This is a genomic window from Ruegeria sp. F11, assembly GCF_056533855.1.
In genome coordinates this window covers 17823-29552 of the sequence record NZ_JBQFOW010000001.1, presented here as the reverse complement: position 1 = coordinate 29552, position 11730 = coordinate 17823, and the positions used below count along the sequence as shown (strand labels likewise).

The following is an 11730-nucleotide window of genomic DNA, read 5'->3' as shown; positions in this document are numbered from 1 at the left end:
CATGAAGGGGCACTGTCACTGCAAGGCGATACGCTGGGAAAGCGATGGCGATGTGGCCTGGAGCTGCTATTGCCATTGCGCCGATTGCCGCCGTAATTGTGCGTCACCGGTGACCACCTTTTTTGGCCTGCCGCACGAAACGGTCAAATGGCAGGGCGATCTGCCGCAAATCTACCGGTCCTCTGATCATGTCGAGCGGCTGTACTGCGGCACCTGCGGGACGCAGATGGCGTACCGCAATGCCCGCGACACAGTTAATATCCACCTCTACACGGCAACGCTGGAAGAGCCCGACAGTCTTCCGCCCCGCTTTCACGTTTTTCACTCGGACCATTTGCGCTGGCTTACCATCCGGGACGATCTTCCCCGCTTTGCCAAAACTGCCCACTGAGCCGATTCCCAGGCTGCCCAATATTTTTGCGCCAAGGAGTTTGCAACTTTGCAAATCAGACCATCAAATAACGAAAAACTCCATTCCAAAAAGAGTTTTGCAAAAATTTGCAAGCCGGAATTGGCCGATCTGCAAAGGATTCGCGATAAACTGACGCGCCGTCACTCGCGCCGCTTGTGACCGGGGGTCAGTATGCCTAACAACAAGCCCGAGGAGTTTCGGAGGAGAAAATGATGGCATATCAGGACGTGTACGACAGCTGGAAATCCGACCCCGAGGCGTACTGGATGAACGCCGCCAAAGGGATCGATTGGGTCAAAGCCCCCAGCAAGGCCCTGTTTGACGACAATGCCCCATTGTACGAATGGTTCAGCGACGCGCAGGTCAACACGTGCTGGAATGCTGTCGATCGCCACGTGGAAAACGGGCGCGGCGAACAGACCGCCATCATCTATGACAGCCCGATCACCCACACGAAACGCGAAATCTCTTATGTCGAATTGCGCAACCGTGTCGCCAACCTTGCCGGTGCGCTGCGCGCCAAAGGCGTAGAAAAAGGTGACCGTGTCATCATCTATATGCCGATGATTCCCGAGGCGCTTGAGGCGATGCTGGCCTGCGCCCGTCTGGGGGCCGTACACTCGGTCGTGTTTGGCGGCTTTGCGAGCAACGAACTGGCGGTGCGCATCGACGACGCCAAACCCAAGGCAATCATCGCCGCCTCGTGCGGGATGGAGCCGGGCCGCGTAGTGCACTACAAACCGCTGTTGGACGGCGCGATTGAGCTTGCTGCCCACAAGCCTGAATTCTGCGTGATCTTCCAGCGCGAACAGGAAGTGGCGCAACTGGTTGAGGGGCGCGATGTGAACTGGCACGGGTTCCAGTACGGAACCGAACCGGCAGAATGTGTGCCCGTCAACGGCAATGATCCGGCCTATATCCTTTATACCTCGGGTACCACGGGCGCGCCCAAAGGGGTCGTTCGCCCGACAGCGGGTCATCTGGTTGCGCTGAACTGGACTATGAAGAACATTTACAATGTTGATCCCGGCGACGTGTTCTGGGCCGCCTCGGATGTCGGTTGGGTCGTGGGGCATTCCTACATCTGCTACGCGCCGCTGATCCACGGCAACACCACCATCGTGTTCGAGGGCAAACCGGTGGGCACCCCCGATGCGGGCACCTTCTGGCGCGTGATTGCCGAGCACAAGGTCAAAAGCTTCTTCACAGCACCCACCGCCATCCGCGCCGTCAAGCGCGAGGACCCCAATGCCGAGATGATGGCGAAATATGACCTGTCCTGCCTGAAGGCTCTGTTCCTTGCAGGCGAGCGCGCCGACCCCGACACGATCACCTGGGCACAGAAGGCGTTGCAGGTTCCGGTCATTGACCACTGGTGGCAAACCGAAACCGGCTGGGCAATCGCAGGAAACCCGCTGGGGATCGAGGAATTGCCGATCAAGCTGGGCTCGCCCGCCAAGCCCATGCCCGGATATGACGTTCAGATTCTGGACGAAGGTGGCCATCCGGTGAAGCCGGGCGAACTGGGCGCAATCGCGGTCAAACTGCCGCTGCCGCCGGGGACTCTGCCAACATTGTGGAACGCAGAGGAACGGTTCAGGAAATCCTATCTGAACCACTTCCCCGGCTACTATGAGACAGGCGATGCGGGCATGATCGATGAGGACGGATACCTTTATATCATGGCCCGCACCGATGACGTGATCAACGTCGCGGGCCACCGCCTGTCCACCGGCGGTATGGAAGAGGTTCTGGCCGCCCACCCGGACGTGGCCGAATGTGCCGTGATCGGCGTCTCGGATCAGCTGAAAGGCCAGATGCCTGTTGGTTTCCTGTGCCTGAATGCCGGTGCCGCCCGCGATCATGGCGAGGTGGTGCAGGAAGTCGTGAAAATGGTGCGCGAAAAAATCGGCCCGGTCGCGGCGTTTAAGCTGGCGGTTGTGGTGGATCGCCTGCCCAAAACCCGCTCGGGCAAAATCCTTCGCGGCACGATGGTTTCGATTGCGGATGGGCAGGACTACAAGATGCCCGCTACAATTGATGACCCCGCCATTCTGGGTGAAATCACCACGGCGCTGCAATCCATCGGTTACGCGCAGTAAAAATCCCCGGGCGGTCTTTGACCGCCCAAACCCCGCTTTTGCTTGCAACCTGAAACAGCCCCCCTACTGTCACCGTAAGACAGTGAGGGTACATGGCAGATAGCGAAATCTGGCGCCTTGGCGCCACCGACCTGACAGCGTTGACGCGCAGTGGCGAGTTAAATGCCGAAGACGCCGTACAAAGCGCGATCGCTCGGATGCATCAGGTGAACCCAACCCTGAACGCGGTGGTCGAGGACCTGAGCGCCGAGGCGCTGGATCGCGCGCGCGCTCTGGACGCGACCCGCGCCAAGGGCGCACAAATCGGCCCGCTGCACGGCGTTCCCGTCACGATCAAGGTCAATGTGGACCAAAAGGGCCACGCGACCACCAACGGCGTGGTCGCCCTGAAGGATGTGATCGCCCCGGATGACGCGCCCGTGGTGTCCAGCCTTCATAAAGCCGGGGCCATTGTGATCGGGCGCACCAACACGCCCGAGTTTTCGTTCAGGGCCGATACCGACAATCCGCTCTATGGCCGCACGCATAACCCGTGGGGGCGGCATATCTCGGCCGGGGGGTCCTCGGGCGGGGCCGGTGCCGCGGTGATGGCAGGCATCGGGGCGCTGGCGCATGGCAACGATATCGGCGGTAGCCTGCGGTTTCCGGCGGCTGCGAACGGAGCTGTGACCATCAAGCCGGGCTTAGGCCGTGTTCCCGCCTGGAACCCGAGCCAGACCGCAGAACGCGGAATGCTGGCGCAGTCCATGTCGGTGCAGGGCCTGCTCAGCCGCTCCGCCGCCGATCTGCATCTCTCCATGCCCAGCCTGATCGCGCCCGACCCGCGCGACCCGTTTCACGTGCCGCTGCCTTGGCGGGGTGAGGCCCCGGACGGCCCGATCAAAGTGGCCTTTACCAAAAACACATTCGGTTACGCCCTGCACCCCGAGGTCGAAAAGGCGCTGGATACGGCCCGAGATGCGCTGGTTGATGCGGGTTATCTGGTCGAACAGATCGACCCGCCGGATGTATTCGAATGCGGGCGCAACGGCTATCGCGCGCTGATGGGAGAGGTTCTGACCCTGATGCAAGGCGATATCGAGGCTGCCGGATCGCAGACCATTCAAGACATCTTTGGCGTCTATTTTCAGGAATTCCCGCCCATCGTGGAAAAAGAACTGGTGCAGATGCTGGCGAAGCGCAGCCACTACGCGCGCGAGTGGTCACTGTTTATGCAAAACCACCCTCTGGTCCTGTCACCCTTCCTGCCACAACCCTTCTTCAAGCCCGACCGGGACACAGAAGGGGCCGAAGGCGTGCATGAGGTTCTGGGCTGTGCGGTCTATTCCTACGCGATGAACTTCCTCGGCCTGCCCGCTGCCTGTGTCCCTGCCCGGCTGGCCGATCTACCGGGTGGCCCACAGCCCATAAACGTGCAGATCGCATCAAGGCGTTGGCGCGAGGATCTGGCCGTGGATGCCGCCGCTGCGATCGAGTCGCGCGTGGGGCGGATGTGCGACCCCCTATGGGATCAGATCGAGACTCAGACGTCCCCAAAATAAATAGACCCCGGGGTAACTTGCCCGGGGCCCAGCTACTAAAATATTCCCGGATTTCTGATGACGAGCGTAGCACCACCCACCCTCGCCAGCGCGAAAACTGCGCAATCATTCGAAAACACCGTTGGTGGCCACTCACTCCCACCTTGGCGTGTTCTCCGGGCAAGTTCAGACTACCTCAAGGCTGATCAGTTTCGTGTGAACTGGTTCACATAAGCAAGAATATTTCGCCAAATTACTGAAAATTATGTGAATTGTTCGGAGATCAAACGCTCTTCCAACCCGTGTCCGGGGTCAAAAAGTATCCTGTGCGTGATCGCAGGCTCGGATTTGATTTCCACCCAATCGACATCAGGGAAGGCAACTGAATCGGCAGCCACGATGACCGGGCGCTTGTCCGCGTCCAGCACATCAAACCGTACCTTGGCGATCTTGGGCAACAATGCGCCGCGCCAGCGACGCGGGCGAAAGGCGGCAATCGGCGTCAGCGCCAGAACGTCCGAACCAATCGGCAGAATAGGGCCATGGGCCGAGTAATTATATGCCGTCGAGCCCGCCGCCGTGGACAGCAACGCCCCGTCGCAGACCAGTTCCCCCATCCGCTCGCGGCCATCCACGCTTATCTTCAGCCGCGCGGCCTGCGGCCCTGCGCGCAGCAAGGACACCTCGTTGATGGCCAGCGCCTCGTGCAGGGTGCCTGACTGATCAATCGCGCGCATGGCCAGCGGGTTGATGACCTCTTCCTCGGCATCGGCCAGACGGTCCATCAGGTCTTCTTCGTGATATTCGTTCATCAGAAACCCGATGGTGCCCCGGTTCATACCGTAAACCGGCGTGTCGAGATGATGCATACTGTGCATCGTGTGCAGCATGAACCCGTCGCCGCCCAAAGCGACCACAACATCCGCGTCCCGCGGGGCGGCGTTGCCATATCTGGCGACCAGGTTGTCGCGGGCCGATTGCGCCACCTTGGCATCGCTCGCAAGAAAGGCGATTCTCTTGATCATGTTTTCCGGTTTCCGGTCCTGCACATTTGGTTCCGAAACAAACATACCTTTCCGCAATAGGCCAGTCTTGACGCCGCAGCGGGCCATTTCGTCGCTTTAGGGCTGTTACCCAGGGTATGTTTCCGATAGGAAATCCGCCAGATAAACCCCAGTTCTGTGGAGCCACTATGAACGCCAACCTTCGTGATACCGGTTTCTTCACCCAGTCCCTCGCAGATCGTGACCCCGAGCTGTTTGGCTCGATCACATCCGAGCTGGGTCGTCAGCGCGACGAGATCGAACTGATCGCGTCCGAGAACATCGTCTCTGCCGCCGTGATGGAGGCGCAGGGCTCGGTTATGACCAACAAATACGCCGAGGGCTATCCGGGTCGCCGCTACTATGGCGGTTGCCAGTTCGTCGATATCGCCGAGAATCTGGCCATCGACCGCGCGAAAGAGCTGTTTGGCTGTGGCTTTGCCAACGTTCAGCCGCATTCCGGATCTCAGGCCAACCAAGGCGTGTTCCAGGCGCTGATCCAACCCGGCGATACCATTCTGGGCATGAGCCTAGACGCGGGCGGTCACCTGACCCACGGCGCGCGTCCGAACCAGTCGGGCAAGTGGTTCAACGCGGTGCAATATGGCGTCCGCAAGCAGGACAACATGCTGGACTACGATCAGGTCGAGGCGCTGGCGAAAGAGCATCAGCCCAAGCTGATCATCGCAGGTGGTTCCGCGATCCCGCGCCAGATCGACTTTGCCCGCATGCGCGAAATCGCTGACATGGTTGGTGCCTACCTGCATGTGGACATGGCGCATTTCGCCGGTCTGGTTGCGGCAGGCGAGCATCCCAGCCCCTTCCCACACGCGCATGTGGCCACCACCACCACGCACAAGACCCTGCGCGGCCCGCGCGGCGGCATGATCCTGACGAATGACGAGGATATCGCCAAGAAAGTGAACTCGGCCATCTTCCCCGGCATTCAGGGCGGCCCGCTGATGCATGTGATCGCTGGTAAGGCCGTGGCCTTTGGCGAGGCGCTGCAGCCCGCGTTCAAGGACTATATCAAGCAGGTCGTTGTGAATGCACAGGCGCTGTCGGATCAACTGATCAAGGGCGGCCTGGACACCGTGACCCACGGCACCGACACCCATGTGGTTCTGGTCGACCTGCGCCCCAAAGGCGTCAAGGGCAACGCGACCGAAAAGGCCTTGGGCCGCGCCCATATCACCTGCAACAAGAACGGCGTGCCGTTTGACCCCGAGAAGCCGACCATCACCAGCGGCATCCGTCTGGGCTCGCCCGCCGGAACCACCCGTGGCTTTGGCGAGACCGAGTTCCGTCAGATTGCGGATTGGATCATCGAAGTTGTGGACGGTCTGGCCGCCAACGGCGAAGACGGCAACGCCGAGGTCGAGGCTAAAGTGAAGGCCGAAGTCGCCGAGCTGTGCGCGCGCTTCCCGATCTATCCGAACCTATAAACGATTTGAAACAAACGAGAACGGCGCCCATGTGGCGCCGTTTTTTTTGTGGCCTCTACGCGGCTGGTCAAATGAAACCGCGCCACAAAAGAACGACCAGAAACAGCACCGCTAGGGCCAACAGATTGAACGCCAGCCCGCCCAGCAGCCCCAGAAACCAGCCCCATCTGCGATCCGCCAGATTGATCGCGGTAAGATGCGCCTGAACCTCTTCCGAGGCTTGGATCAGTTTCGGGTTATCCAGAACAAGCCTCAACTTGGGATGGGCAGCCATCTGCTCGGCCTGCGCCAGAACCATCGCTTTCTTGTAGATCCGGCGCGGCAGACGCCGTTTTGCATGCCGGACCGAGGCCGTCAGGGTCTTGTCCCGCACGCCCAGCTTCGCGCGCAGCAGCGCGATCGTTTCGGCAATCCGGTACTGGATATCTGTGTCCTGCGACATTGGCCCCTCCTGAACGGGTAATCTACCTGTCACCGGGGCTGTGAACAATGGGGCTGGTCGTTTTCGATCGCGCCGGGTATCACCCGATCATGCTGCACACGATCGTACATGGTGAACCAACCGAAAATCCCCCTTTGGTCATCGCGCATGGCCTTTACGGCTCGGCCCGGAACTGGGGGGTGATTGCGAAACGGCTGTCGGATGAACGGCAAGTGATCGCCGTGGGCATGCGTAATCACACGCTCAGCATCTGGACCGATCAGCATACCTATCCGCAAATGGCTGAGGATCTGGCCGAGGTAATCCAGCATTTCGGCGGAACGGCGGATGTGCTGGGCCATTCGATGGGCGGCAAGGCCGCAATGACGCTGGCCCTGCAGCACGGCGATCTGCTGCGCAAGCTGGTTGTCGCGGATATCGCGCCGGTGGCCTACAGCCACAGCCAGATTCAGTTTATCGAGGCGATGAAGGCCGTGGACTTCTCAAGCGTCTCGCGTCGGTCGGATGTGGAACAACAACTGGCCGGGCTGGGCGTTGAACCGGCGCTGCAAAGCTTTTTCACCCAGTCGCTGGATATCCCCGGCAAGCGGTGGTTGCTGAACCTGGATGTGCTGGCCGCCGAAATGCCCAAAATCATGGGCTTCCCCGACATCCAAGGCGCATGGGGCGGGCCCACATTGTTCTTGTCCGGCGCAAGCTCAGATTACGTGCTGCCGGAACACCGCGCCAAAATCCGCGCCCTGTTTCCAAGCGCGCGTTTCGCCAAAATCCCCGGCGCGGGGCATTGGCTGCATGCCGAGAAACCGCGTGAGTTCGAGGCCGCCGTCAGAACCTTCCTGAACGCTTGATCACGCGCCCTGATACAGGCGCTTGGCAACCAGCCACGACGCGGGGGCGGCAACAATGGCCCCCACCGCCGCAGCCGAGACAATGGCCGCGACCGAGACCATCCCCATGGACAACACCGCAATTACAGCCGACCCGGCCAAAGCGGTTGCGATCAGAGAATAAAGCGTGGCGGCAAGGCGTATCATGGCCGGTCATCCTGTTGATTGGAATTCTTCCACCATATTATGCAATTCGAATGTGAGTAGCCTTGATATGGGTCAGATCACACAGCCATTGTTGGAGGGCCTAGTGCTCGCGGAACGCGCGGGACATGCTGTCTGTCACCGGCTTGGCGATATAGGCGGCGAAGGTGCGTTCCTCGGTCTGGATCATGATCTCAGCCGGCATGCCCGGCGTGGGGATGAACCCGCGCACACGTTCCAACTCGTCCGGAGTCAGCGAGATGCGGGCCAGATAGACCTCTTGCGGTACGCCTGTCGTATCCTCAAGCAGCGCGTCTGCCGAGATATAGAACACCTCACCCTGCAGAACCGGCGTGGTCCGTTGGTTGAGTGCGACCAGTCGCACCGTGGCCTCCTGCCCTGTTGCGACGCTGTCGATTTCGGTGCGGGGGATCTGCGCCTCGATAATCAGCGGGGCGTCGGCGGGCAGGATTTCCGCGATGGGCTCACCGGTTTCGATCACGCCGCCGGGTGTGTGGTAGTGCAACCGAACGACCGTGCCGGTGACCGGCGCGCGCACAACGGCGCGGGCCAGAACGCTGCGGGCCTGCCGCGATTTCTCGCGGACACTTTCCAGATCGGCCTCGATCACGCCCAACTCATCCAGCGCGGCCTCGCGATAAGCGGCCTTGGTACGCGCGATCTGTTCTTCGTATTTCAGAAGCATCTGGTTGATTTCTGCCGTTTCAGCCTGCAACCGGGCATGCTGGCCTTCGGCCTCGGCCTGAACGCGGCGGATGGTGTTAAGGTCGCCCTTGCGCACCAGTCCCTTGTCGAACAGAGACTTTTTCGTATCGTACTCTTCCTGCAGGATTTCCGCACGCCGCACCATGCTGGCCAGTTGCGCCTCGAACCCGCTGGCGCGGATTTTCAGGGCCTCCATATTGCGTTCCAGCAGCGCCACGTCATTCAGAAGGGTCTTGCGCGACAGCTCAAAGCTGAGTTTTTGCCCATCGAGGATGGTCATCACCTCAACGTCCTTGGAGGCTTCGATCAGGTTGGCCGAGAAGTTCAGTTTGTCCTGCTCGCGATATTCGGCCAGAAGGCGTTCGGTCATGGCTTGCAGACGCGCCTGGCGGATGAACAGCTCGCGCTCATTCGCCTCGGCCGAGGTCTGGTCCAGCGTCATCAGCACTTCGCCAGCGGTCACGGTCTGCCCTTCCATGACTTTGATTTCTTCGATAATGCCGCCTTCCAGATGCTGCACAATCTTGTTGCGCCCGGTCGCAACAAAGCTACCCTGCGCGATCACAGCCGCCGCAAGCGGCGCGCTGAACGACCAGACGCCGAAGCCGCCGAAACAGACCACCAGCATCACCATGCCGATCACAATCAGCCGGTTGATCGAGCGCGGAACCTCGGCATACCAAACGGTGGGGTCCTTGGGAGAGTCGTCTACGGGTACAAGATCGTTCATGGTCAGACCCCCTATTGGCCTTCAATTCCGGGCTGTTTGCGCGATGCAGCCAACTGCTGCAGAACCTGCTCACGCTGTCCGAACAGCGCCACGCGTCCGTCGGTCAGCAGCATGATCTTGTCCACCACGCTCAGCAACGTCGGTTTCTGCGTGATCACCACGACGGTGATCTTGCTTTCCCGCGCCTGTTCAATGGCACGGGCCAGCGCCTTGTCCCCCGCCACATCGAGGTTCGAGTTCGGCTCGTCCAGCACCACCATCCGCGGGTTCCCGAAGAAGGCGCGCGCCAGCGCGATGCGCTGTTTCTGACCGCCCGACAGGGGCGAGCCATCGGCGGCCACCACCGTCTCGTACCCCTGCGGCAGGGTTGCGATCATGTTGTGCACGTCCGCCAGCACGGCGGCGTCATGGATTTGCTCATCCGTTGCGTCCGCGCGCATGCGTCCGATGTTGTCTTTGATGGTGCCGGGAAACAGTTGCACGTCCTGCGGCAGGTAGCCGATGCTTTCACCGAACTGGCGCGGGTCCCAGTTGCGGATGTCCATCAGGTCCAGACGCACGCTGCCCGAGGTGGGCAGGATCGAGCCCACCAGCGTCTTGCCCAGCGTGGTTTTGCCCGCGCCGGAATTGCCGATGATGGCCAGTGTCTCGCCCGGATTAAGCGAGAAGCTGATGCCGTTCAGCACAACGCGCTTGGTGCCGCCGGGCACATAGAGCAGTCGCTCGACATCCACCCGGCCCTCGGGGCGTGGCAGGCGCAGTTTTTCGAACTGCAGGGCCGAACTCGACAGCAGTGCGTTGATCCGGCTGTAGGCCCCGCGTGTCATCAGGAAGCTGTTCCACCCCTCGATGGAGCCTTCGATCGGCGCAAAGGCCCGCCCGGCAATGATCGACGCGGCGATCACCATACCACCGGTGATCTCTCCCTGCAGCGCCAGAAACGCGCCCCAGCCCAGAATGCCGATCTGGGTCAGCAGGCGTATCGCGCGTGAGATGGCGGCAAAGACAACGTTACGGTCCTGCGCCCGTACCTGCCAGGTCAGGGACTGCGCGGTGTCGCGGCCCCAAATCCGCACAGCTTCGGGGATCATGGCCAACGCGTTGATGATCTGACTGTTGCGCGCCATCGAATCCAGATGCTGGTTCGCCATGGATTGCGCCCGGTTCGCCTCGGAGAAGGGCTTGGCGGTCATCTTCTGGTTAATCAGTGCAATGGTCATCAGCAGCAAAGCGGTGACCACAACGATCATGCCCAATTGCGGGTGCACCAGAAAGATCATCAGGATGAACATCGGTGCAAATGGGACGTCCAGAAACGAAATCAGCGTACCCGACACCAGAAAACCGCGCACCTGCTGCAGATCGCCCAGCGTCTGATACTCGCGCCCGCTTCCGTGAAGTGAGGCATGGGCGGCGGCGCTCAGCACGGGTGCCCCAAGGCGGGCTGCAATCTCGACCCCGGTCCGCATCAGCATAAACCGCCGGATCGCGTCAAAGGCGGATTGAAAGATCACCGCCCCGGCGACGATAGCCGTCAGCATGATCAGCGTATCCAGTGAACGGCTGGTCAGCACCCGGTCACTGATCTGGAACAGGTAGATCGGGATCGCCAGGATCAGGATATTGGTCGCACAGGTCAGCACCAACACAAACGCCAGATTGCGCCAGATCGCCCGCATCGAGGTTTTCAGCGTTTGCTGAAAATCCTCGGGCGGGGTGCGCTTGTGGAAAGTTTGGGGTGGCCCATTCCCACCACCGCCGCCGGACTTGGCCCGCATCAGTGGCTCGTTTGCTTTGGCCTCAATCGTGGTGCCTATGCGATCGCCGCCGGATGCGGGCGCTGAGGGGGTCGTGCGCGCTGTGGCATCCTTGGCGGTTTCGGGACCGAAGCCATCGCCATCGGCCACCCCTGCGCCACCGCCCGCAGGGTCTTGATCTTGCGCGGGCTGCGGCTGTTCGCGCCGTTGGGGAGGAACGGCACGCGTTGTTTGCTGATCTGCTGGGTCTTCCGGGTTCTGTGGCCGGGCAGTATCCTCCATTGAACGCGCGGACGGTTCCGGTTCCGCTGCCACCTTCGCCGCCTGCCTTTCATCCGCTTCAAGCACGCGCATCTCCTCGGTCAGACTCAGGCGCGCTGCGCCTTTGGTGCCCGACTTCGGGCGCGCCAGCCTGTCGCCTGCGTCAGGCTTCAGCGGGCCAGTGCCACCGTGCCGATCCAGAGGGCTGGCATATAAGGTACGGCGCGACGAAAACATAATCGACATCTACTAACCTTCTGG

10 protein-coding genes are annotated in these 11730 nt (G+C 61.0%); 5 read left to right on the top strand and 5 right to left on the bottom strand.

The genetic code is table 11. The annotated features are described in order from the left end of the window. The first annotated feature begins 1 nt into the window (after position 1). The 3 genes from ACR0NJ_RS00150 (at position 2) to ACR0NJ_RS00140 (ending at position 4055) form a co-directional block, all read left to right on the top strand. Positions 2–391 carry a GFA family protein gene (locus tag ACR0NJ_RS00150; protein ID WP_480815112.1) on the top strand — a complete coding sequence of 130 codons (390 nt, stop codon included), beginning with the start codon at positions 2–4 and terminating at the stop codon, positions 389–391. Positions 392–624: 233 nt separating this feature from the next. Then, the gene (prpE, locus tag ACR0NJ_RS00145; protein WP_480815111.1) at positions 625–2514 is read left to right on the top strand and encodes a propionate-CoA ligase PrpE; all 1890 of its coding nucleotides are present in this window, start codon (positions 625–627) and stop codon (positions 2512–2514) included. A 92-nt stretch (positions 2515–2606) separates the two neighbouring features. Next, on the top strand, positions 2607–4055 hold the full coding sequence (locus ACR0NJ_RS00140) for an amidase family protein (RefSeq protein WP_480815110.1): 1449 nt from the start codon (positions 2607–2609) through the stop codon (positions 4053–4055). 242 nt (positions 4056–4297) lie between these two features. On the opposite strand, the gene ACR0NJ_RS00135 is transcribed toward ACR0NJ_RS00140, so the two are convergent. Then, positions 4298–5059 (bottom strand): NAD kinase, encoded by a 762-nt coding sequence (locus ACR0NJ_RS00135; RefSeq protein WP_480815109.1) that lies wholly within the window; start codon positions 5057–5059, stop codon positions 4298–4300. 167 nt (positions 5060–5226) lie between these two features. Here ACR0NJ_RS00135 and glyA point away from each other — a divergent pair, with 167 nt between their 5' ends. Then, entirely contained in the window at positions 5227–6522 is a 1296-nt protein-coding gene (gene glyA, locus ACR0NJ_RS00130; RefSeq protein ID WP_480815108.1) for a serine hydroxymethyltransferase, read from the top strand. 67 nt (positions 6523–6589) lie between these two features. On the opposite strand, the gene ACR0NJ_RS00125 is transcribed toward glyA, so the two are convergent. Then, positions 6590–6964, bottom strand: a complete 375-nt coding sequence (locus tag ACR0NJ_RS00125; RefSeq protein WP_480815107.1) for a hypothetical protein — start codon at positions 6962–6964, stop codon at positions 6590–6592. A gap of 47 nt (positions 6965–7011) precedes the next feature. On the opposite strand from ACR0NJ_RS00125, the gene ACR0NJ_RS00120 reads away from it, so the two are divergent. Continuing rightward, complete coding sequence (locus ACR0NJ_RS00120; protein WP_480815106.1) at positions 7012–7812, top strand: alpha/beta fold hydrolase; 801 nt, start codon at positions 7012–7014, stop codon at positions 7810–7812. On the opposite strand, the gene ACR0NJ_RS00115 is transcribed toward ACR0NJ_RS00120, so the two are convergent. From ACR0NJ_RS00115 to ACR0NJ_RS00105, 3 genes are all read right to left on the bottom strand, one after another. After that, the gene (locus ACR0NJ_RS00115) at positions 7813–7998 is read right to left on the bottom strand and encodes a hypothetical protein (protein ID WP_480815105.1); all 186 of its coding nucleotides are present in this window, start codon (positions 7996–7998) and stop codon (positions 7813–7815) included. It abuts the gene before it with no gap. A gap of 100 nt (positions 7999–8098) precedes the next feature. After that, positions 8099–9451: an HlyD family type I secretion periplasmic adaptor subunit gene (locus ACR0NJ_RS00110; protein WP_480815104.1), complete on the bottom strand. Its 1353-nt coding sequence runs from the start codon at positions 9449–9451 to the stop codon at positions 8099–8101. Positions 9452–9462: 11 nt separating this feature from the next. After that, positions 9463–11715 (bottom strand): type I secretion system permease/ATPase, encoded by a 2253-nt coding sequence (locus ACR0NJ_RS00105; protein ID WP_480815103.1) that lies wholly within the window; start codon positions 11713–11715, stop codon positions 9463–9465. Positions 11716–11730 lie beyond the last annotated feature (15 nt).